General features: G+C 39.6%; 22 protein-coding genes. 21 read left to right on the forward strand and 1 reads right to left on the reverse strand.

What is annotated here, in order from left to right:
- The first annotated feature begins 11 nt into the window (after positions 1 to 11).
- The 8 genes from N8M16_RS04590 to N8M16_RS04625 all read left to right on the forward strand — a co-directional run bounded on the left by N8M16_RS04590 (position 12) and on the right by N8M16_RS04625 (position 6,902).
- Entirely contained in the window at positions 12 to 1,349 is a 1,338-nt protein-coding gene (locus N8M16_RS04590) for an ABC transporter substrate-binding protein (RefSeq protein WP_125442952.1), read from the forward strand.
- A gap of 78 nt (positions 1,350 to 1,427) precedes the next feature.
- Positions 1,428 to 2,312, forward strand: a complete 885-nt coding sequence (locus N8M16_RS04595) for a carbohydrate ABC transporter permease (protein WP_000237988.1) — start codon at positions 1,428 to 1,430, stop codon at positions 2,310 to 2,312.
- Complete coding sequence (locus tag N8M16_RS04600) at positions 2,312 to 3,145, forward strand: carbohydrate ABC transporter permease (RefSeq protein ID WP_000730332.1); 834 nt, start codon at positions 2,312 to 2,314, stop codon at positions 3,143 to 3,145. The genes N8M16_RS04595 and N8M16_RS04600 overlap by 1 nt, the downstream gene beginning before the upstream one ends.
- A 41-nt stretch (positions 3,146 to 3,186) precedes the next feature.
- A complete protein-coding gene (locus tag N8M16_RS04605; RefSeq protein ID WP_000241736.1) occupies positions 3,187 to 4,290 on the forward strand; it encodes a Gfo/Idh/MocA family protein in 1,104 nt (367 codons plus the stop codon).
- Positions 4,291 to 4,358: 68 nt separating this feature from the next.
- Positions 4,359 to 5,276, forward strand: a complete 918-nt coding sequence (locus N8M16_RS04610; protein WP_125456403.1) for a dihydrodipicolinate synthase family protein — start codon at positions 4,359 to 4,361, stop codon at positions 5,274 to 5,276.
- A 17-nt stretch (positions 5,277 to 5,293) separates the two neighbouring features.
- Entirely contained in the window at positions 5,294 to 6,178 is an 885-nt protein-coding gene (locus N8M16_RS04615) for an ROK family protein (RefSeq protein ID WP_261069695.1), read from the forward strand.
- Positions 6,179 to 6,274: 96 nt separating this feature from the next.
- Positions 6,275 to 6,562 carry a type II toxin-antitoxin system RelB/ParD family antitoxin gene (gene relB, locus N8M16_RS04620; protein ID WP_000951987.1) on the forward strand — a complete coding sequence of 96 codons (288 nt, stop codon included), beginning with the start codon at positions 6,275 to 6,277 and terminating at the stop codon, positions 6,560 to 6,562.
- The gene (locus N8M16_RS04625; protein WP_000384864.1) at positions 6,552 to 6,902 is read left to right on the forward strand and encodes a type II toxin-antitoxin system RelE/ParE family toxin; all 351 of its coding nucleotides are present in this window, start codon (positions 6,552 to 6,554) and stop codon (positions 6,900 to 6,902) included. Before relB ends, N8M16_RS04625 begins: the two co-directional genes overlap by 11 nt.
- Before the next feature lie 61 nt (positions 6,903 to 6,963).
- Here N8M16_RS04625 and N8M16_RS04630 read toward each other — a convergent pair whose 3' ends face one another.
- A complete protein-coding gene (locus N8M16_RS04630; RefSeq protein WP_261069696.1) occupies positions 6,964 to 7,815 on the reverse strand; it encodes a MurR/RpiR family transcriptional regulator in 852 nt (283 codons plus the stop codon).
- A gap of 190 nt (positions 7,816 to 8,005) precedes the next feature.
- Between N8M16_RS04630 and pbp2b the strand changes: the two genes are divergently transcribed.
- From pbp2b to ileS, 13 genes are all read left to right on the forward strand, one after another.
- The gene (gene pbp2b, locus N8M16_RS04635) at positions 8,006 to 10,063 is read left to right on the forward strand and encodes a penicillin-binding protein PBP2B (RefSeq protein WP_261069697.1); all 2,058 of its coding nucleotides are present in this window, start codon (positions 8,006 to 8,008) and stop codon (positions 10,061 to 10,063) included.
- A 10-nt stretch (positions 10,064 to 10,073) separates the two neighbouring features.
- Positions 10,074 to 10,670: a recombination mediator RecR gene (gene recR / locus N8M16_RS04640; protein WP_000966749.1), complete on the forward strand. Its 597-nt coding sequence runs from the start codon at positions 10,074 to 10,076 to the stop codon at positions 10,668 to 10,670.
- Between the two features lie 171 nt (positions 10,671 to 10,841).
- Entirely contained in the window at positions 10,842 to 11,885 is a 1,044-nt protein-coding gene (locus N8M16_RS04645) for a D-alanine--D-alanine ligase (RefSeq protein ID WP_261069698.1), read from the forward strand.
- 84 nt (positions 11,886 to 11,969) lie between these two features.
- Positions 11,970 to 13,343, forward strand: coding sequence for a UDP-N-acetylmuramoyl-tripeptide--D-alanyl-D-alanine ligase (locus tag N8M16_RS04650; RefSeq protein ID WP_247939520.1), 1,374 nt, complete (start codon positions 11,970 to 11,972; stop codon positions 13,341 to 13,343).
- Between the two features lie 94 nt (positions 13,344 to 13,437).
- Complete coding sequence (locus N8M16_RS04655; RefSeq protein ID WP_024057150.1) at positions 13,438 to 14,142, forward strand: YwaF family protein; 705 nt, start codon at positions 13,438 to 13,440, stop codon at positions 14,140 to 14,142.
- Between the two features lie 214 nt (positions 14,143 to 14,356).
- Positions 14,357 to 15,736, forward strand: coding sequence for a cell division protein FtsA (ftsA, locus tag N8M16_RS04660; RefSeq protein WP_261034508.1), 1,380 nt, complete (start codon positions 14,357 to 14,359; stop codon positions 15,734 to 15,736).
- 17 nt (positions 15,737 to 15,753) lie between these two features.
- Complete coding sequence (gene ftsZ, locus N8M16_RS04665) at positions 15,754 to 17,007, forward strand: cell division protein FtsZ (protein WP_261069699.1); 1,254 nt, start codon at positions 15,754 to 15,756, stop codon at positions 17,005 to 17,007.
- 4 nt (positions 17,008 to 17,011) lie between these two features.
- Positions 17,012 to 17,683: a YggS family pyridoxal phosphate-dependent enzyme gene (locus tag N8M16_RS04670; protein WP_261069700.1), complete on the forward strand. Its 672-nt coding sequence runs from the start codon at positions 17,012 to 17,014 to the stop codon at positions 17,681 to 17,683.
- A gap of 9 nt (positions 17,684 to 17,692) precedes the next feature.
- A complete protein-coding gene (locus N8M16_RS04675; RefSeq protein ID WP_084926183.1) occupies positions 17,693 to 18,226 on the forward strand; it encodes a cell division protein SepF in 534 nt (177 codons plus the stop codon).
- On the forward strand, positions 18,226 to 18,489 hold the full coding sequence (locus N8M16_RS04680) for a YggT family protein (RefSeq protein ID WP_000898129.1): 264 nt from the start codon (positions 18,226 to 18,228) through the stop codon (positions 18,487 to 18,489). The genes N8M16_RS04675 and N8M16_RS04680 overlap by 1 nt, the downstream gene beginning before the upstream one ends.
- On the forward strand, positions 18,486 to 19,271 hold the full coding sequence (locus N8M16_RS04685) for a YlmH family RNA-binding protein (protein ID WP_261069701.1): 786 nt from the start codon (positions 18,486 to 18,488) through the stop codon (positions 19,269 to 19,271). The genes N8M16_RS04680 and N8M16_RS04685 overlap by 4 nt, the downstream gene beginning before the upstream one ends.
- Before the next feature lie 8 nt (positions 19,272 to 19,279).
- Positions 19,280 to 20,155 carry a DivIVA domain-containing protein gene (locus tag N8M16_RS04690; RefSeq protein ID WP_314725818.1) on the forward strand — a complete coding sequence of 292 codons (876 nt, stop codon included), beginning with the start codon at positions 19,280 to 19,282 and terminating at the stop codon, positions 20,153 to 20,155.
- Positions 20,156 to 20,406: 251 nt separating this feature from the next.
- On the forward strand, positions 20,407 to 23,199 hold the full coding sequence (gene ileS, locus N8M16_RS04695) for an isoleucine--tRNA ligase (RefSeq protein ID WP_261069702.1): 2,793 nt from the start codon (positions 20,407 to 20,409) through the stop codon (positions 23,197 to 23,199).
- Positions 23,200 to 23,345: the final 146 nt, after the last annotated feature.

A 23,345-nucleotide genomic window follows, 5' to 3' on the forward strand; every position in this document is an offset into this window, starting at 1 on the left:
AGGGAAGAACAATGAAAAAAATGAGAAAGTTTTTATGTTTAGCTGGAGTTGCGCTAGCAGCTGTTGCCTTAGTAGCTTGTTCAGGAAAGAAAGAAACTACAGCTGACACTGAACCACCGACAGAATTATCTGGTGAGATTACAATGTGGCACTCCTTCACTCAAGGGCCACGTTTAGAAAGTATTCAAAAATCAGCAGATGCTTTCATGCAAAAACATCCAAAAACGAAAATCAAGATTGAAACATTTTCTTGGAATGACTTCTATACTAAATGGACTACAGGTTTAGCAAATGGAAATGTGCCAGATATCAGTACAGCCCTTCCTAACCAAGTAATGGAAATGGTAAACTCAGATGCTTTGGTTCCGCTAAACGATTCTATCAAGCGTATTGGACAGGATAAATTTAACGAAACTGCCTTAAATGAAGCAAAAATCGGAAATGATTACTACTCTGTTCCTCTTTATTCCCATGCACAAGTCATGTGGGTTAGAACAGATTTGTTAAAAGAACATAATATTGAGGTTCCTAAAACTTGGGATCAACTCTATGAAGCTTCTAAAAAATTGAAAGAAGCTGGAGTTTATGGCTTGTCTGTTCCATTTGGGACAAACGACTTAATGGCAACACGTTTCTTGAACTTCTATGTTCGAAGTGGTGGTGGAAGTCTCTTGACAAAAGATCTTAAAGCAGATTTGACAAGCCAACTTGCTCAAGATGGTATTAAATACTGGGTTAAAATGTATAAAGAAATCTCACCTCAAGATTCTTTGAACTTTAATGTCCTTCAACAAGCTACCTTGTTCTATCAAGGAAAAACAGCATTTGACTTTAACTCTGGCTTCCATATTGGAGGAATTAATGCCAACAGTCCTCAATTGATTGATTCGATTGATGCCTATCCTATTCCAAAAATCAAAGAATCTGATAAAGACCAAGGAATTGAAACATCAAACATTCCAATGGTTGTTTGGAAAAATTCAAAACATCCAGAAGTTGCTAAAGCATTCTTGGAATCACTTTACAATGAAGAAGACTATATTAAATTCCTTGATTCAACTCCAGTAGGTATGTTGCCAACTATTAAGGGAATTAGCGATTCTGCAGCCTATAAAGAAAATGAAACTCGTAAGAAATTTAAACATGCTGAAGAAGTAATTACTGAAGCTGTTAAAAAAGGTACTGCTATTGGTTATGAAAATGGACCAAGTGTACAAGCTGGTATGTTGACTAACCAACACATTATTGAACAAATGTTCCAAGATATCATTTCAAATGGAACAGATCCTATGAAAGCAGCAAAAGAAGCAGAAAAACAACTAAACGATTTATTTGAGGCTGCTCAGTAGATGTAAAAGACTAGAAAATAGGTGGGCTAGTGAGCTGAAAAGCCCTAGCCCAATCTTGTAAAAGAAGGGAGAAGGAGAATGGTTAAAGAACGTAATTTAACTCGCTGGATATTTGTTTTGCCAGCTATGATTATCGTAGGATTACTCTTTGTTTATCCGTTTTTCTCGAGTATTTTTTATAGCTTTACCAATAAGCATTTGATTATGCCTAATTATAAATTTGTTGGTTTAGCTAACTATAAAGCTGTGCTATCAGATCCCAACTTCTTTAATGCGTTCTTTAATTCAATTAAGTGGACCGTTTTCTCATTAGTTGGTCAAGTTTTAGTAGGGTTTGTATTGGCTTTAGCTCTTCACAGAGTACGCCACTTCAAGAAATTATATAGGACCTTATTGATTGTTCCTTGGGCATTTCCTACCATCGTTATTGCCTTTTCTTGGCAGTGGATTCTAAACGGGGTTTATGGCTACTTACCTAATCTAATCGTAAAATTAGGTTTAATGGAACATACGCCTGCATTTTTGACAGATAGTACATGGGCATTCCTATGTTTGGTGTTTATCAACATTTGGTTTGGAGCGCCGATGATTATGGTTAATGTGCTTTCAGCTTTGCAAACAGTACCAGAAGAACAATTTGAGGCTGCTAAGATAGATGGTGCTTCAAGTTGGCAAGTGTTCAAATTTATCGTCTTTCCACATATTAAAGTGGTTGTAGGGCTTCTAGTTGTTTTGAGAACTGTATGGATCTTTAATAACTTTGACATTATCTACCTAATTACAGGTGGTGGACCAGCCAATGCTACAACGACGCTTCCAATTTTTGCCTACAACCTAGGTTGGGGAACTAAATTGTTGGGTCGTGCCTCAGCAGTTACAGTATTGCTCTTTATCTTCTTGGTGGCAATTTGCTTTATCTACTTTGCTATCATCAGTAAGTGGGAAAAGGAGGGTAGAAAATAATGAAGAAGAAATCCGGTATTTATTTAGATATTCTCTCACATGTACTCTTGATTGGTGCGACCATCGTTGCAATTTTCCCATTGGTATGGATTATCATATCTTCTGTCAAAGGTAAAGGGGAATTAACTCAGTATCCAACACGATTTTGGCCTGAACAATTTACATTGGATTATTTCACTCATGTTATCAACGATTTGCACTTTATTGATAACATTCGAAACAGTTTAATCATTGCCTTAGCTACAACTGTTATTGCGATTATTATTTCTGCTATGGCAGCCTATGGTATTGTTCGATTCTTCCCTAAATTGGGAGCAATCATGTCAAGACTACTCGTCATTACCTACATTTTTCCACCAATTTTGCTAGCAATTCCCTATTCAATTGCCATTGCTAAAGTTGGATTAACAAATAGTTTATTTGGCTTGATGATGGTTTATCTATCTTTTAGTGTTCCATATGCAGTTTGGCTCTTAGTTGGATTTTTCCAAACAGTTCCAATTGGAATTGAAGAAGCAGCTCGAATTGATGGTGCAAATAAATTTGTTACTTTTTATAAAGTTGTACTACCAATTGTAGCACCAGGTATTGTAGCAACAGCTATTTATACATTTATCAATGCTTGGAATGAATTCCTGTATGCTTTGATTTTGATTAACAATACAGGAAAGATGACAGTAGCAGTAGCCCTTCGTTCACTTAATGGTTCAGAAATACTAGACTGGGGAGATATGATGGCAGCATCTGTTATTGTAGTTCTTCCATCAATCATTTTCTTCTCTATCATCCAAAATAAAATTGCAAGTGGATTATCAGAAGGATCTGTGAAATAAGTTAAAATTAGAAAGTTTATTCAATAATAAAGGAGAAAAACATGGTTAAATATGGTGTTGTTGGAACAGGATATTTTGGAGCTGAGTTAGCTCGTTATATGCAAAAGAATGATGGAGCAGAGATTACTCTTCTCTATGATCCAGATAATGCAGAGGCAATTGCAGAAGAATTGGGAGCAAAAGTAGCAAGCTCTCTAGATGAGTTGGTTTCTAGCGATGAGGTAGATTGTGTTATCGTCGCAACTCCAAATAATCTTCATAAGGAACCGGTTATTAAGGCTGCACAACATGGTAAAAATGTTTTCTGTGAAAAACCAATTGCGCTTTCTTATCAAGATTGTCGCGAGATGGTAGATGCATGTAAAGAAAACAATGTAACCTTTATGGCAGGACATATTATGAACTTCTTTAATGGTGTCCATCATGCAAAAGAACTCATTAATCAAGGAGTCATCGGAGACGTTCTATACTGTCACACAGCTCGTAATGGTTGGGAAGAACAACAACCATCAGTATCATGGAAAAAAATCCGTGAAAAATCAGGTGGTCACTTGTATCACCACATCCATGAATTGGATTGCGTGCAATTTCTTATGGGTGGTATGCCTGAAACTGTAACCATGACAGGTGGAAATGTAGCCCATGAAGGTGAAAATTTCGGTGATGAAGATGATATGATTTTTGTCAATATGGAATTTTCTAATAAGCGTTTTGCCTTGTTAGAATGGGGTTCAGCTTATCGTTGGGGTGAACATTATGTCTTAATTCAAGGAACAAAAGGTGCTATCCGCTTAGATTTATTCAACTGTAAAGGAACTCTTAAGCTAGATGGACAAGAAAGTTATTTCTTGATTCATGAATCGCAAGAAGAAGATGATGATCGGACTCGTATCTATCATAGTACAGAGATGGACGGAGCAATTGCTTATGGCAAACCAGGTAAACGTACTCCATTATGGTTATCATCTGTCATTGACAAAGAAATGCGCTATCTGCATGAGATTATGCAAGGAGCCCCAGTATCAGAAGAATTTGCAAAATTGTTGACAGGTGAAGCTGCTCTAGAAGCGATTGCTACTGCAGATGCTTGTACCCAATCTATGTTCGAAGATCGTAAAGTAAAATTGTCAGAAATTGTAAAATAAATATAATTTAAAGGGGATGAAAAATTTATTTTCTCCCCTCATTTCGGAAATAAGTTAGGAGAAAATCTATGTCAGATTTAAAAAAATACGAAGGTGTCATTCCAGCCTTCTACGCATGTTATGATGATCAAGGAGAAGTAAGTCCAGAGCGTACGCGTGCCTTGGTGGAATACTTCATTGATAAAGGTGTTCAAGGTCTTTATGTTAATGGTTCTTCTGGTGAATGTATCTACCAAAGCGTTGAAGACCGTAAATTAATCTTAGAAGAAGTCATGGCAGTTGCCAAAGGTAAGTTGACTATTATTGCTCACGTTGCTTGCAACAATACCAAAGATAGTATGGAACTTGCTCGTCATGCTGAAAGCTTAGGAGTAGATGCTATTGCAACGATTCCGCCGATTTATTTCCGCTTGCCAGAATACTCAGTTGCTAAATATTGGAACGATATCAGTTCTGCAGCTCCAAATACAGACTATGTGATTTATAACATTCCTCAATTGGCAGGGGTTGCTTTGACTCCAAGCCTTTACACTGAAATGTTGAAAAATCCTCGTGTTATCGGTGTTAAGAACTCTTCTATGCCAGTTCAAGATATCCAAACCTTTGTCAGTCTTGGGGGAGAAGACCACATTGTCTTTAACGGTCCAGATGAACAGTTCCTAGGTGGCCGTCTCATGGGTGCTAAAGCTGGTATCGGTGGTACTTATGGTGCTATGCCAGAACTCTTCTTGAAACTCAATCAGTTGATTGCGGACAAAGACTTAGAAACAGCGCGTGAGTTGCAATACGCTATCAATGCAATCATTGGCAAATTGACTGCTGCACATGGAAATATGTACGGTGTAATTAAGGAAGTCTTGAAGATCAATGAAGGATTGAATATTGGTTCTGTTCGTTCACCGTTGACACCAGTGACTGAAGAAGATCGTCCAGTTGTAGAAGCAGCTGCAGCCTTGATTCGTGAAACCAAGGAGCGCTTCCTCTAATCCATAAGGAGGTATTTATGACACACTACGTTGCAATTGATATCGGTGGAACAAATATCAAATATGGTTTGATTGACCAAGAAGGACAACTTGTTGAATCGCATGAAATGCCAACTGAGGCGCATAAGGGTGGACCTCATATCTTACAAAAAACCAAAGATATTGTAGCCAGCTATTTAGAAAAAGGCCCAGTAGCAGGAGTTGCTATTTCTTCTGCTGGGATGGTGGATCCTGATAAGGGGGAAATTTTCTATGCTGGCCCTCAGATTCCTAACTATGCTGAAACTCAGTTTAAAAAAGAAATTGAGAGTACCTTTGAAATCCCTTGCGAGATTGAAAATGACGTCAACTGTGCAGGTCTTGCTGAAGCGGTATCTGGTTCAGGCAAGGGAGCGAGTGTCACCCTTTGCTTGACCATTGGAACCGGTATCGGTGGTTGTTTGATTATGGATGGGAAAGTCTTCCATGGATTTAGCAATTCAGCCTGCGAAGTTGGTTATATGCATATGCAGGATGGAGCTTTCCAGGATCTCGCTTCTACCACAGCCTTGGTAGAATATGTGGCAGCAGCTCATGGTGATTCAGTTGAACAGTGGAATGGCCGACGCATCTTTAAGGAAGCCACTGAAGGCAACAAGATTTGCATGGCTGGTATTGACCGCATGGTAGACTATCTAGGAAAAGGTCTGGCAAATATTTGCTACGTTACCAATCCAGAAGTGGTCATTCTCGGTGGTGGTATCATGGGGCAAGAGGCAATCCTCAAACCTAAAATTCGAAAAGCTTTAAAAGATGCTTTGGTACCAAGCCTAGCTGAAAAAACACGATTAGAATTTGCCCACCACCAAAATACAGCAGGTATGTTGGGAGCTTATTATCATTTTAAAACAAAACAATCCTAGTTTGGCTCAGCCAAACTAGGATTTTCTAATCAAGTTCCCTTGACTTTCTTTATAATTGTGAGATAATAAATAAAATATATAAAGGAGTTATATAAAATGGCTATAGCGAATTCAAGTAAAATTGTGACCTTCCAAGCTAATAGAGAATTGGTAAATGATGCCATGGAAGTGTTAAAAGAACAAAATCTCTCTCTTTCATCGGCACTCAGATTATTTTTAAAGAATGTTGCCGTAACAAATGAAGTAGATTTACTGAGTGAAGAGGAATTAGAGAAGGAGTATTTGTTTAGACAATTACAAGCAGAAGTTCAAGAAAGTTATGCCAAGATTGAGGCTGGAAATTACTTGACAGATGAGGATGTCGTGACACGCTATGGATTATAAAAAATATCGGATTTTGTATTCTCCTAGAGTGATTGATAGTCTGGACAAAATATATCAGTATATAGCGGAGGAAATTGGTTCTGTAGAGGCTGCGAGACGAAAAGTAGCCAGTATTAGAAAAGATATTAATCGGCTAGAAATTTTCCCCCAAGCTGGATTTGATGCCGATGAAAAATTTGGTAAGAAATTAGACCCTCGCTACCAAACGCGAGGATTGACCTTGAGTAAGGATTACATCGTATTATATACAATTGTTGAGGATACCGTCAGACTTGCTTATTTACTCCCTTCAAAAAGTGATTACATGAAATTATTCAAGACCAAGTCAAGATATGACTAATTCATAATCTAGAAGAGGTATGTTTAGTGATGAATAAAAATCCTAGTTTGGCTAGACCAGACTAGGATTTTCTTATACGTTTTTGTCTACGATAGCCATTGAGTTTTTTATTTTCCCAATAGCTGTTAAAGATTTTCTCCTTGCTTTCACGATTGATTTCCAAAAAGTAGGCATAAATCAAATCGATAAAGAAGAGCATAGGAAGTTGAGCGGATATACGTTGGATGTAAGAAGACTGGCTGTGGGTGGCTACAAGAACAGTCTCTGTATAGACCTGACTATCTTTATTGGGAACACTTGTAAAAAGTACAGTCTGTGCCCCCATCTCTTTTGCATCTAATAAACTGTCCAAAATAGAAGGAGTTGAGCCTGAAAGTGAGAAACCCAGTACGAGACAATTTTCATCCATGATGCTGGTTGTCCAAGCAAAGCCGTCTTGATCGGTTAAAGCCTCGCAGACCACACCTAGACGCATGAAGCGTAATTTCATTTCACGAGCTACGAGGCCAGAACTCCCTGTTCCGAAGAAGTAGACGCGCTCAGCATCTTCGATTAACTGGGCAATTCTTTCTAGTTGGACTTCGTCAATCAAGTCCTGTGTTTGTTCCCGCATACTGCTATAACTTCTGAGGACTCGTTTTGTCAGTGGACTGTGTTTGTGAGAATGGGTGTCTTGTTTCTCTGCTTGGTGTTGGTATTGGAAAATAAATTCTCGATAACCTGTAAAACCACACTTTTTAGAAAAGCGGGTCAGAGCAGCCTGAGAAATATGTAATTTTTGAGTGACCTTCTGAGAAGATAAATCATCTGCAATGGTTTCAGATTGTAAAAAATAGCGAGCGATTTCTTGCTCTAAATCTGTCATTTCTTCGAAGTGAGAATCAATGATGGTTGCTATATCTGGTTTGTCCATAGAAAGGCTCCTTTAAATGAGTCGTATTGGAAAAAGACTGGGTCATCGAACTTTTACATTTATTATATCATATAATATAGGGATAGATAAATAAAATCGTATTTTCCCGTAAAAAGGAAAAAAGCTTTTTCCTTTTCCATAATTTTCTTCTCAAATTGTGGTACAATGAAGAGTAAGATTTAAAATAGAAATGAGACTGATTTGTATGAGAAAATTTAACAGCCATTCGATTCCGATTCGGCTTAATTTATTGTTTTCAATCGTCATTTTACTCTTTATGACCATTATTGGTCGCCTGCTTTATATGCAGGTTTTGAACAAGGATTTTTATGAGACAAAATTAGCATCGGCTAGTAAAACAAAGGTGACCACTAGTTCGGCTCGGGGCGAAATTTATGATGCCAGCGGCAAGCCTTTGGTTGAAAATACTGTGAAACAAGTTGTTTCCTTTACTCGAAACAACAAAATGACGGCTGCAGATTTAAAAGAAACAGCTAAGAAGTTGCTGGCTTATGTGGGAGTTTCTTCTCCAACATTGACTGACCGACAGTTGGCGGACTATTATCTAGCAGATCAAGATGTCTATAAGAAAGCAGTGGAAAGTTTACCACGTGAGAAGCGCCTTGATTCTGATGGCAATCAATTATCTGAATCCGAGCTTTACAATAATACTGTTGAAAGTATCGATCCAAGTCAATTGGCCTACTCTGATGACGAAAAGAAAGAAATTTACCTCTTTAGCCAACTCAATGCAGTTGAAAATTTTGCGACAGGAACCATTGCGACAGATCCTCTAAATGATTCTCAGGTGGCTGTTATTGCCTCTATTTCAAAGGAGATGCCTGGCATTAGTATTTCTACTTCTTGGGATCGAAAGATTTTGGAAACTTCCCTTTCTTCTATAGTAGGGAGTGTATCCAGTGAAAAAGCTGGTCTCCCAGCGGAAGAAGCAGAAGCCTATCTTAAAAAAGGCTATTCTCTAAATGACCGTGTTGGAACCTCGTATTTGGAAAAGCAATATGAAGAGACCTTACAAGGAAAACGCTCGGTAAAAGAAATCCATCTGGATAAATATGGCAATATGGAAAGCGTGGATACAATTGAGGAAGGTAGTAAGGGAAACAATATCAAGCTGACCATTGATTTGGCCTTCCAAGATAGTGTGGATGCTTTGCTGAAAAGTTATTTCAATTCCGAGCTAGGAAATGGTGGAGCCAAGTATTCTGAGGGTGTGTATGCAGTTGCTCTAAATCCAAAAACAGGTGCTGTGTTATCCATGTCAGGGATCAAACATGACCTGAACACGGGAGAGTTAACACAGGATTCCTTGGGAACAGTAACCAATGTCTTTGTCCCGGGTTCGGTTGTCAAGGCGGCGACCATCAGCTCTGGTTGGGAGAATGGAGTCTTATCAGGGAATCAGACCTTGACAGACCAACCGATTGTCTTCCAAGGTTCAGCTCCAATTAATTCTTGGTACACTCAGGCCTACGGTTCATTCCCAATTACAGCTGTGGAAGCCTTGGAGTATTCTTCTAATACCTACATGGTCCAAACGGCTTTGGGGATCATGGGTCAAACTTATCAACCTAATATGTTTGTTGGAACCAGCAATTTGGAATCAGCCATGGGGAAATTACGTGCGACATTTGCGGAATATGGTCTTGGAGCCTCAACAGGCATTGACCTTCCAGATGAGTCAACTGGTTTTATTCCAAAAGAGTATAATTTCGCTAATTACATTACCAATGCATTTGGTCAGTTTGATAACTACACCCCAATGCAATTGGCCCAGTACGTTGGAACTATTGCCAACAACGGTGTTCGGATTGCACCTCACATTGTCGAGGGGATTTATGGAAACAATGAACAAGGTGGCTTAGGGAACTTAATCCAATCTGTTGAAACCAAGGAAATGAATAAAATTAATATTTCTGAGTCTGATGTTTCCATCCTCCAACAAGGTTTTTATCAAGTTTCTCACGGAGGGAGTGCTCTGACGACAGGTCGTGCCTTTTCAAATGGAGCAGCAGTTTCCATTAGTGGTAAAACAGGTACTGCCGAAAGTTATGTTGAGGGTGGTCAAAAAGCTAACAATACTAATGCTGTGGCCTATGCACCATCAGATAATCCTCAAATCGCTGTAGCTGTTGTCTTTCCTCATAACACCAACCTTACAAATGGTGTCGGACCTTCCATTGCGCGCGATATTATCAATCTCTATAACCAACACCATCCAATGAATTAGAAAGGAACATATGCTTTATCCAACACCTATTGCTAAGCTAATTGACAGTTATTCTAAGTTACCGGGTATCGGGATTAAGACGGCTACACGTCTTGCCTTCTATACTATTGGAATGTCTGATGACGATGTCAATGAATTTGCTAAAAATCTCCTTTCTGCTAAGAGAGAGCTGACCTATTGCTCCATCTGTGGTCGTTTGACTGATGACGATCCTTGCTCTATCTGTACCGATCCAAGTCGTGACCAGACAACCATTTTAGTTCTCGAGGATAGTCGCGATGTGGCGGCTATGGAGAATATCCAAGAATACCACGGACTCTATCATGTCTTACATGGTCTTATTTCTCCAATGAATGGCGTCAGTCCAGATGATATCAATCTCAAGAGCCTTATGACTCGTCTTATGGATAGTGAAGTTTCAGAGGTAATCGTAGCAACAAATGCTACAGCAGATGGTGAAGCGACATCCATGTATCTTTCACGTTTGCTCAAGCCAGCTGGTATCAAGGTTACGCGTCTAGCACGAGGTCTCGCTGTCGGAGCGGACATTGAGTATGCGGATGAAGTGACGCTCTTACGAGCCATTGAAAATCGAACAGAGTTGTAAGTCTAGACAAATCAACACTCAATTCATTTATATAAAAAATCAAGGAGACCGATATTTTTTATCGTTCTCTTTTTAGATTTATTGAAGACCAGTATCAGGTTCAAGTTTCAAAAAAGAAGCAAATATGATATACTAAAGAACGAGTATTCTATTAGAATTAGGACAAGTAATATGAAACAAACGATTATTCTTTTATACGGTGGACGTAGTGCAGAGCGTGAAGTCTCTGTTCTTTCAGCTGAGAGTGTGATGCGTGCGGTCAACTACGACCGTTTCATAGTCAAGACTTTCTTCATCAGCCAGTCAGGTGACTTTATTAAAACGCAAGAATTTAGCCAGAGTCCAGGTCAAGAGGATCGTCTTATGACCAATGAAACAATCGATTGGGATAAGAAAGTGGCTCCAAGTGCTATCTACGAAGAAGGGGCAGTGGTCTTTCCAGTTCTTCATGGTCCAATGGGAGAAGATGGCTCTGTTCAAGGATTCTTGGAAGTTTTGAAAATGCCTTACGTTGGTTGCAACATCTTGTCATCAAGTCTTGCCATGGATAAAATCACGACCAAGCGTGTCTTAGAATCTGTCGGGATTGCCCAAGTTCCTTATGTGGCCATCGTTGAAGGCGATGATGTGACTTCTAAAATCACCGAAGTTGAAGAAAAATTGACTTATCCAGTCTTCACAAAACCATCAAACATGGGGTCAAGTGTCGGTATTTCTAAGTCTGAAAATCAAGAGGAACTCCGTCAAGCTTTGAAACTTGCCTTCCAATATGACAGCCGTGTCTTGGTAGAGCAAGGGGTAAATGCTCGTGAAATCGAGGTTGGTCTCTTGGGCAACTACGATGTCAAGAGTACGCTACCAGGAGAAGTAGTCAAGGATGTTGCCTTTTATGACTACGATGCCAAGTATATTGACAACAAGATTACCATGGATATCCCAGCTAAAATCAGTGATGATGTGGTAGCTGTCATGCGTCAAAATGCAGAAACTGCCTTCCGTGCCATTGGTGGCCTCGGTCTATCTCGTTGCGATTTCTTCTATACAGATAAGGGAGAGATTTTCCTAAACGAGCTCAATACCATGCCAGGTTTCACCCAGTGGTCTATGTACCCACTACTTTGGGACAATATGGGAATCAGCTACCCAGAACTAATCGAGCGTTTGGTTGAACTTGCTAAGGAAAGTTTTGACAAGCGCGAAGCACATTTGCTATAAAAATGAAAGAGAGGGTAGGAGCCAGAACCATCACTGAAAGGTGACTAGAGTTCTCGAGCTTCGACCCTTTTTAAAGGAGTAGAAATGAAATTAACAATCCATGAAGTGGCTCAAGTTGTAGGAGCTAAAAATGATATCAGCATCTTTGAGGACACCCAGTTAGAAAAAGCTGAGTTTGACAGTCGTTTGATTGCGACAGGAGATTTATTTGTCCCCCTCAAAGGTGCGCGTGACGGTCATGACTTTATCGAAACAGCCTTTGAAAATGGTGCAGCAGTAACCTTGTCTGAGAAAGAGGTCGCAAATCATCCCTATATTCTAGTAGATGATGTTCTGACTGCCTTTCAGCAACTAGCAGCCTACTATCTTGAAAAAACAGCTGTTGATGTCTTTGCGGTTACGGGTTCAAATGGCAAGACAACAACCAAAGACATGTTGGCGCACTTGCTATCAACAACCTACAAAACTTACAAAACACAAGGTAACTACAATAATGAGATTGGTCTTCCTTACACGGTTCTTCACATGCCTGAAGGAACAGAAAAGTTGGTCTTGGAGATGGGACAGGATCACTTGGGAGATATTCATCTCTTATCAGAATTGGCTCATCCAAAAACAGCCATCGTGACCTTGGTTGGAGAAGCCCATTTGGCCTTTTTCAAAGACCGTTCTGAGATTGCTAAAGGAAAAATGCAAATTGTTGATGGCATGTCGTCTGGTTCCTTGCTTTTAGCGCCAACTGACACTATTGTAGAGGACTACTTGCCAACTGATAAAAAGGTAGTTCGTTTTGGGCAAGGGGCAGAGTTGGAAATTACCGACTTGGTTGAGCGTAAGGATAGCTTGACCTTTAAGGCCAATTTCTTGGAGCAAGCCCTTGATTTGCCAGTAACTGGCAAGTACAATGCCACCAATGCTATGATTGCATCCTATGTTGCCCTACAAGAAGGAGTTTCAGAGGAGCAAATTCGTCAGTCTTTCCAAGGTCTTGAATTGACGCGTAATCGTACTGAGTGGAAGAAAGCAGCCAATGGAGCAGATATCCTGTCAGACGTATATAATGCCAATCCAACTGCTATGAAGCTGATTTTGGAGACATTCTCTGCCATTCCAGCCAATGAAGGTGGCAAGAAAATTGCAGTGTTGGCGGATATGAAGGAGCTTGGTGACCAGTCTATTCAGCTTCATAATCAGATGATTTTGAGCCTCTCGCCTGATGTGCTGAATACCGTTATTTTCTATGGAGAAGACATTGCTGAATTAGCTCAATTGGCCAGTCAAATGTTTCCAATCGGCCACGTTTACTACTTCAAGAAAACAGAAGATCAAGACCAATTTGAAGACCTAGTCAAGCAGGTCAAAGAAAGCCTTGGAGCTAATGACCAAATCCTGCTCAAAGGCTCCAATTCTATGAATTTAGCCAAGCTGGTAGAATGTTTAGAAACTGAAGACAAGTAATTTTGTCAAACATTTACGTATTTCTAAATCCATTTTTGACCAATAGCATGGTATAATAATATGCAGGAAAATTTTGAATCATGAGGAATACTAGATGAATTTATGGGATATTTTCTTTACGACACAAGCAACAGAACCACCCAAATTTGACCTTTTTTGGTATGTTAGCCTATTTACGCTCTTAGCCTTAACATTTTTTACAGCCTATCGCTATCGTGAAAAGAAGGCTTGCCAACGATTTTTTCAAATCTTGCAGGCAGTTCAGTTGATCCTCCTTTATGGTTGGTACTGGGTCAATCATATGCCGTTGTCAGAAAGCCTACCTTTTTACCATTGCCGCATGGCTATGTTTGTGGTGCTTTTGCTTCCTGGTCAGTCTAAATATAGGCAGTATTTTGCATTACTAGGAACATTTGGGACATTAGCAGCCTTTGTTTATCCAGTTCCAGATGCCTATCCTTTCCCACATATTGCGATTTTATCCTTTATCTTTGGCCACTTAGCTCTCTTGGGGAACTCTCTAGTTTATCTATTGAGACAGTATAACGCGCGATTGCTGGATGTGAAGGGAATTTTTCTCATGACCTTTGCACTAAATGCCTTGATTTTTGTGGTCAATTTAGTAACAGGTGGAGATTACGGATTCTTGACAAAACCACCATTGGTTGGAGACCATGGCTTAGTAGCTAATTATTTAATCGTTTCCCTGGCCTTATCAGCAGCGATTACGTTAACAAAGAAAATCTTGGAACTATTTTTAGAACAAGAAGCAGAAAAAATGATTGCAAAGAAAGCTTGATTTTAAGCTTTCTTTTTTTCATAAATCTGATTTTTTATAACTTGTTTGGAAAATAAAAAAAGCTGAGGAACGAATGTGAAAAAATGGTAAGTAAATTTAGGAAAAACTAAGCACGATTGGATTTTTTGTGTTATAATATTCTGTGAATAGCTATGCCCTGTTTTAGCTATATTGAATAGAAGTTTGAAACTTGGAAGAGAGAGGATGCGATGTAATGGCTAGAGATGGTTTTTTTACAGGCTTAGATATCGGAACTAATTCGATTAAAGTATTGGTTGCCGAACTTAGAAATGGTGAACTTAATGTAATTGGTGTAAGTAATGCCAAGAGTAAAGGTGTAAAGGATGGGATTATCGTTGATATTGAAGCAGCAGCAACTGCTATCAAGTCAGCTATTTCCCAAGCAGAAGAGAAAGCTGGCATTTCAATCAAATCAGTGAATGTTGGTTTGCCTGGAAATCTTTTGCAAGTAGAACCAACTCAAGGAATGATTCCAGTTACATCTGATACAAAAGAAATTACAGATCAAGATGTTGAAAATGTTGTCAAATCAGCCTTGACAAAGAGTATGACACCAGATCGTGAAGTCATTACTTTCATTCCTGAAGAATTTATCGTAGATGGTTTCCAAGGGATTCGTGACCCACGTGGGATGATGGGTGTTCGTCTTGAAATGCGTGGTTTACTTTATACAGGTCCACGTACTATTCTTCACAATTTACGCAAGACAGTTGAGCGCTCAGGTGTACAGGTTGAAAATATTATTATTTCACCATTGGCTTTGGTTCGTTCAGTCTTGAACGAAGGGGAGCGTGAATTTGGAGCTACGGTGATTGATATGGGAGCAGGTCAAACAACTGTTGCTACAATCCGTAACCAAGAACTCCAGTTTACAAATATTCTTCAAGAAGGTGGAGATTATGTCACAAAAGATATCTCTAAAGTCTTGAAGACTTCACAAAAACTAGCTGAAGGATTGAAATTGAACTATGGTGAAGCCTATCCTTCACTTGCAAGCAATGAAACCTTCCAAGTTGAAGTAATTGGTGAAGTAGAGCCTGTAGAAGTTACAGAAAGCTATCTAGCAGAGATTATTTCAGCTCGCATTAAGCACATTTTTGAACAAATCAAACAAGAGTTGGAAAGAAGACATTTGTTGGATCTTCCAGGTGGGATTGTTCTGATTGGTGGAAATGCTATTTTGCCAGGTATCGTAGAACTTGCACAGGAAGTTTTTGGCGTTGGTGTCAAACTTTACGTTCCAAATCAAGTTGGAATTCGTAACCCTGCCTTTGCTCATGTGATTAGCTTGTCTGAATTTGCTGGTCAATTGACTGAAGTACATTTATTAGCACAACGAGCAGTCAAGGGTGAAGATACCTTGCGTCATCAACCAATTAATTTCGGTGGGATGATTCAACGTGTTACGCAGGTAGCACAACCTACCCCAATTCAACCAGTTCAAAATACTGAGGTAGAGACATCAGCTTCTACGAACGTAGTTGCTCCGAAAGAAGATAAAGTATCTTCTCAAAATAAACCAAAAATCGCAGATCGTTTCCGTGGCTTAATCGGAAGCATGTTTGATGAATAAAAGAGGAAAAATAAACTATGACATTTTCATTTGATACAGCAGCAGCTCAAGGTGCAGTTATTAAAGTAATCGGTGTTGGTGGAGGTGGCGGTAACGCCATTAACCGCATGGTTGACGAAGGTGTTGCAGGCGTAGAATTTATCGCAGCAAACACAGATGTACAAGCTTTGAGTAGTACTAAAGCAGAGACAGTAATTCAATTGGGTCCTAAATTGACTCGTGGTTTGGGTGCTGGAGGTCAACCTGAAGTTGGTCGTAAAGCTGCTGAAGAAAGCGAAGAAACATTGACAGCTGCTATCAGTGGAGCGGATATGGTCTTCATTACTGCTGGTATGGGAGGTGGATCAGGTACTGGTGCGGCTCCTGTTATTGCCCGTATTGCTAAAGATTTGGGTGCTCTTACAGTTGGTGTTGTGACACGTCCTTTCGGTTTTGAAGGAAGCAAACGTGGTCAATTTGCTGTTGAAGGAATCAACCAACTTCGTGAACATGTAGATACCCTATTGATTATTTCAAACAACAACTTGCTTGAAATTGTTGATAAGAAAACTCCACTTCTTGAAGCTCTTAGCGAAGCAGATAACGTACTTCGCCAAGGTGTTCAAGGGATTACGGATTTGATCACAAACCCTGGTTTGATTAACCTTGACTTTGCTGATGTGAAAACAGTTATGGCAAATAAAGGGAATGCCTTAATGGGTATCGGTATCGGTAGTGGAGAAGAACGTGTCGTAGAAGCAGCTCGTAAGGCAATCTACTCACCACTTCTTGAAACAACTATTGACGGTGCTGAAGATGTTATCGTCAACGTTACTGGTGGTCTTGATTTGACCTTGATTGAAGCTGAAGAAGCATCAGAAATCGTCAACCAAGCAGCTGGTCAAGGAGTGAACATCTGGTTGGGAACATCTATTGATGAAAGCATGCGTGATGAAATTCGCGTAACAGTTGTTGCAACTGGTGTTCGCCAAGATCGTGTTGAAAAAGTTGTTGGACATGCACCAAAACAAGCAGTCCGTCATGAACAAGCAAGCCCAAGTCATGCACGTAATCATGATCGTCACTATGACATGGCTGAAACTGCAGAAATTCCAAGTCCAGCACCTCGTCGCACAGAACCTTCTCAAACTTCAGCATTTGGTGATTGGGACTTGCGTCGTGAGACAATTGTCCGTCCGACTGATTCAGTTGTATCACCAGTTGAACGTTTCGAAGCACCATCTTTAGAAGAGGACGAATTAGAAACTCCTCCATTTTTCAAAAATCGTTAAGTAAATGAATTTGAAAGAAAATACAGAACGTGTTTTTCAACAAATAAAAGATGCAAGTCAGCAGTCAGGAAGAGAAGCCAATTCTGTTTCGGTTGTTGCTGTTACAAAATATGTAGACGTACCAACAGCGGAGGCTTTGCTTCCGCTAGGTGTGCATCATATTGGTGAAAATCGTGTAGATAAATTTCTTGAGAAATATGAAGCTTTAAAAGACAGGAATATTACCTGGCATTTGATTGGTACGTTACAAAGACGCAAAGTCAAAGATGTCATCCAGTATGTTGATTATTTCCATGCTTTGGATTCATTAAAGCTAGCAGAAGAAATTCAAAAAAGAAGTGACCGAGTTGTTAAGTGTTTCTTACAAGTGAATATCTCAAGGGAAGTGAGCAAACATGGTTTTTCAAAGGAAGAACTATTGGAACTCTTGCCAGAATTGGCCACCTTAGATAAAATTGAATATGTAGGCTTGATGACCATGGCTCCTCTTGAAGCTAGTAGTGATGAGTTGAAAGAAATTTTTAAAGCTACGCAGGATTTGCAACTAGAAATTAGAGAAAAACAAATTCCCAATATGCCAATGATGGACTTGAGTATGGGTATGAGTCGTGACTACAAGGAAGCGATTGAATTTGGCTCAACCTTTGTCAGAATTGGTACAGCATTTTTTAAATAGGAAAGAAATATGTCTTTAAAAGATAGATTTGATAAATTTATAGATTATTTTACAGAAGATGGAGAAGATGTTGGTACTACTTATCAGCCTAAAGCTGAAGAGCCTATTGTGACTCCAGTCCCTTCTGTTCAAGAGTTGCCTCAACAAGCTGGTAGCGCGCCATCTAAAGATAAAAACATCACCCGTCTTCATGCCCGTCAACAAGAGTTGGCTATGCAAAGTCAACGTTCTACTGATAAGGTAACAATTGATGTTCGTTATCCACGTAAATACGAAGATGCCACAGATATTGTTGATTTATTAGCTGGTAACGAAAGTATTTTGATTGATTTCCAATATATGACAGAAGTTCAAGCACGTCGTTGTTTGGATTATCTGGACGGGGCTCGTCACGTTTTGGCTGGTAACATGAAAAAGGTAGCATCTACTATGTACCTGCTGACACCAGTTGATGTTGTCGTTAATATTGAAGATATCAAAATCCCAGATGAATCACAAAATGGTGAATTTGGCTTTGACATGAAACGTACGAGAGTGAGATAATGCTCTTTCTCATTCGTTTTATTCAAAATGCAGTGGATATCTATTCACTGATTTTAATCATTTTTGCTCTGATGTCTTGGTTCCCAAATGCTTATGAATCACGTCTGGGACGCTTGATTATTAGTTTAGTGAAACCGATAATTGCCCCTTTGCAACGTTTACCCCTTCAGATTGCTGGTCTTGACTTGTCTGTCTGGATTGCGGTATTACTAGTTCATTTCCTAGGGGAACAATTGATTCGACTTTTAGTGATCTTTCTATGAACAAGATGATTTATCAACACTTTTCTAAGAATGATTCGTCTTTTATTGATAAGGGAGTAGAATGGATAAAAAAGGTAGAAGATTCTTATTCTCCTTTTTTAACAGCCTTTGTAAATCCTCATCAAGAAAAGATTTTAAAGGTTCTGGCATCAACGAACGGCATCTCCTATATGAGCAGTCGGCAATTTCTTGAGACTGAATATGTGCGGGTACTCCTATATCCTGACTATTTTGAACCTGAATTCACTGATTTTGAACTATCCTTGCAAGAAATAGTTTATCCTAATAAGTTTGAACGCTTAACGCATGCAAAAATATTAGGGACTGTTCTAAATAAGCTGGGAATTGATAGAAAGCTATTTGGTGATATCTTAGTCAATGAAGAGAGAGCACAAATTATCATTAATCGACAGTTTAGTCTCCTTTTCCAAGACGGCATTACGAAAATTGCTCGTCTACCGGTTCGTCTAGAAGAACGGGATTTTACTGAGAAGATTGATACAGTGGAGGACTATCAAGAATTAGATATTTGTATAGCTAGTTCTAGGTTAGATGTTTTTCTAGCTGGGGTCTTCAAGCTATCTAGAAATCAGGCAAATCAGTTAATTGAAAAGCAGGCAGTCCAAGTTAATTACCATTTAGTTGAAAAATCAGACTATGCAGTTCAAGTTGGTGATTTGATTAGTGTAAGGAAATTTGGTCGATTGAAACTCGTTAGGGATAATGGGCAAACAAAAAAAGATAAAAAGAAATTAACGGTCCAATTGTTATTAAGTAAGTGAGGAAAATTATGCCAATTACATCGTTAGAAATCAAAGATAAAACCTTTAGCACACGCTTTAGAGGGTTTGATCAAGAAGAAGTAGATGAATTTTTAGATATTGTAGTCCGTGATTATGAAGATTTGGTTCGTTCTAATCATGATAAGGATTTACATATTAAGAGTTTGGAAGAGCGTTTGTCTTACTTTGATGAGATGAAAGATTCATTGAGCCAGTCTGTATTGATTGCACAAGATACAGCTGAACGAGTAAAACAAGCTGCAACTGAACGCTCAAACAATATTATCCAACAAGCAGAGCAGGATGCACAACGTTTGTTGGAAGAAGCTAAGTACAAGGCAAATGAAATTCTTCGTCAAGCAACTGATAATGCCAAGAAAGTTGCTGTTGAAACAGAAGAATTGAAGAACAAGAGCCGTGTCTTCCATCAACGTCTCAAATCAACAATTGAGAGCCAGTTAGCAATTGTTGAATCTTCAGATTGGGAAGATATTCTTCGTCCAACAGCTACTTATCTTCAAACAAGTGATGAGGCTTTCAAAGAAGTAGTAAGTGAAGTCTTAGGTGACTCTGTCTTACAACAACATCAAGAGGAAGAACCAATTGATATTACTCGTCAGTTTTCTCCCGAGGAAATGGCAGAGTTGCAAGCGCGTATCGAAGCGGCTAATAAGGAACTTGCGGAAGCCGAAGCAAGAGCTGAACAGGAACAAGTGGTTTCACCATCTCCTGTTGTTGAAGAAAGTCCAGCTCATCCAGTTGGTCCAATGTATGAAGAGCCAGAAGTAGCTCCAAGCCATTACTCAGGACCAACACCAGCTACTGAAGCTGTAAACTCAGAACCAGGTTTTGCGGCACCGCAAGAATCTGTTACAATTTTATAAGAAATGATCTGAGAACAATATCTTATCCTTATATTTCCAGCGAGCAGGAGATGGTGTGAGTCCTGCATTCCCTAATGATAAGATTATCCTCTCAAAAACTCAAGTCTGAATGGAGTAAGATTTGACGTTCCCCACGTTACGGGATAAGAGGAAAAAAGCTGAGTCTTTTTTCGAATAAAGGTGGTACCACGATTTTCGTCCTTTTTGGCAGTCGTGGTTTTTAATTTGTTATTATTTATAAAGGAGATACCATGAAACTCAAAGATACCCTTAATCTTGGGAAAACAGTTTTCCCAATGCGTGCAGGCCTTCCTACCAAAGAGCCAGTTTGGCAAAAGGAATGGGAAGATGCAAAACTTTATCAACGTCGTCAAGAACTAAATGAAGGGAAACCGCATTTTGTCTTGCATGATGGCCCTCCATACGCAAACGGAAATATCCACGTTGGACATGCCATGAATCATATCTCAAAAGATATCATCATTCGTTCTAAGTCTATGTCAGGTTTTAACGCACCTTATATCCCGGGTTGGGATACTCATGGTCTGCCAATCGAGCAAGTTTTGGCAAAACAAGGTGTCAAACGTAAAGAAATGGACTTGGTTGAGTACTTGAAACTTTGCCGTGAATATGCTCTTTCTCAAGTTTATAAACAACGTGATGATTTCAAGCGCTTGGGGATGTCAGGTGACTGGGAAAATTTATATGTGACTTTAACTCCAGACTATGAAGCAGCCCAAATCCGTGTATTTGGTGAGATGGCTAATAAAGGCTATATCTACCGTGGTGCAAAACCAGTTTACTGGTCATGGTCATCTGAGTCAGCCCTTGCCGAAGCGGAAATTGAATACCATGATTTGGTTTCAACTTCCCTTTACTATGCCAATAAAGTAAAAGATGGCAAAGGTGTTCTAGATACAGATACCTACATCGTTGTCTGGACAACTACTCCATTTACTATCACAGCTTCTCGTGGTTTAACTGTCGGAGCGGATATTGATTACGTCTTGGTTCAACCTGCTGGTGAAGCTCGTAAGTTTGTCGTTGCTGCAGAATTGTTGACTAGCTTGTCTGAGAAATTTGGCTGGGTTGATGTTCAAGTGTTGGCAACTTACCGTGGTCAAGAACTCAACCACATCGTAACAGAACATCCATGGGATACAGCTGTAGATGAGTTGGTGATCCTTGGTGATCACGTTACCACTGACTCTGGTACAGGTATCGTCCATACAGCCCCTGGTTTTGGTGAGGACGACTACAATGTTGGTATTGCTAATGGTCTTGAAGTCGCAGTGACTGTTGACGAACGTGGTATTATGATGGCTAATGCTGGTCCTGAGTTTGAAGGTCAGTTCTACGACAAGGTTGTACCAACTGTTATTGAAAAACTTGGTAACCTCCTTCTTGCTCAAGAAGAAATCTCTCACTCATATCCATTTGATTGGCGTACTAAGAAACCAATCATCTGGCGTGCAGTACCACAATGGTTTGCCTCTGTTTCAAAATTCCGCCAAGAAATCTTGGATGCTATTGATAAAGTGAAATTCCATACAGAATGGGGTAAAGTACGTCTTTACAATATGATTCGTGACCGTGGCGATTGGGTTATCTCTCGTCAACGTGCTTGGGGTGTTCCACTTCCTATCTTCTACGCTGAAGATGGTACAGCTATCATGACTGCTGAAACCATTGAGCATGTAGCTCAACTCTTTGAAGAACATGGTTCAAGCATTTGGTGGGAACGTGATGCCAAAGATCTCTTACCAGAAGGATTTACACATCCAGGTTCTCCAAATGGGGAGTTCAAGAAAGAAACAGATATTATGGATGTATGGTTTGACTCAGGTTCATCATGGAATGGTGTTTTGATAAATCGTCCAAATCTGACTTATCCAGCTGACCTTTACCTTGAAGGTTCTGACCAATACCGTGGTTGGTTCAACTCATCACTCATTACATCTGTTGCCAACCATGGCGTAGCACCTTACAAACAAATCTTGTCACAAGGTTTTACCCTTGATGGTAAAGGTGAGAAGATGTCTAAATCTCTTGGAAATACCATTGCTCCAAGTGATGTTGAAAAACAATTTGGTGCAGAAATCTTGCGTCTCTGGGTAACAAGTGTTGACTCAAGCAATGACGTGCGTATCTCTATGGATATCTTGAGCCAAGTCTCTGAAACTTACCGTAAAATCCGTAACACCCTTCGTTTCTTGATTGCCAATACATCTGACTTTAACCTAGCTCAAGACTCAGTAGCTTACGATGAGCTTCGTTCAGTTGATAAGTATATGACTATTCGCTTTAACCAACTTGTCAAGACCATTCGTGATGCTTATGCAAACTTTGAATTCTTGACAATCTACAAGGCTTTGGTGAACTTTATCAACGTTGACTTGTCAGCCTTCTACCTTGATTTTGCCAAAGATGTTGTCTACATCGAAGGTGCCAAATCATTGGAACGCCGTCAAATGCAGACTGTCTTCTATGACATTCTTGTCAAAATCACCAAACTCTTGACACCAATCCTTCCTCACACTGCGGAAGAAATCTGGTCATATCTTGAGTTTGAAGCAGAAGATTTTGTTCAATTGTCAGAATTGCCAGAAGCAGAGATGTTTGCTAACCAAGAAGAAATCTTGGATACCTGGGCAGCCTTCATGGATTTCCGTGGACAAGCTCAAAAAGCCTTGGAAGAAGCTCGTAATGCCAAAGTAATCGGTAAATCACTTGAAGCACACTTGACAGTTTATCCAAACGAAGTTGTGAAAACTCTACTCGAAGCAGTAAACAGCAATGTAGCTCAACTTTTGATTGTGTCAGAATTGACCATCGCAGAAGGACCAGCTCCAGAAGCTGCCGTTAGCTTCGAAGATGTAGCCTTTACAGTTGAACGCGCTGCAGGTGAAGTATGTGACCGTTGCCGTCGTATCGACCCAACAACAGCAGAACGCAGCTACCATGCAGTCATCTGTGACCACTGTGCAAGCATCGTAGAAGAAAACTTTGCAGACGCAGTCGCAGAAGGATTTGAAGAGAAATAAGTTGAAAAGTCCAGGGAAAACTCAATCTGAGAAGAAAAGACAACTAGTCCTATAGTCTATAAAACGCATTGTATCAAGGTTTTGAATATCTGATATGATGCGTTTTTATAATGATAGAAGTTTATTGTCGTTTCCTTGTCTCAATT

Origin of the sequence: Streptococcus mitis, assembly GCF_946188375.1 — a bacterium.
In the GTDB taxonomy this organism is placed as follows: domain Bacteria; phylum Bacillota; class Bacilli; order Lactobacillales; family Streptococcaceae; genus Streptococcus; species Streptococcus mitis_CX.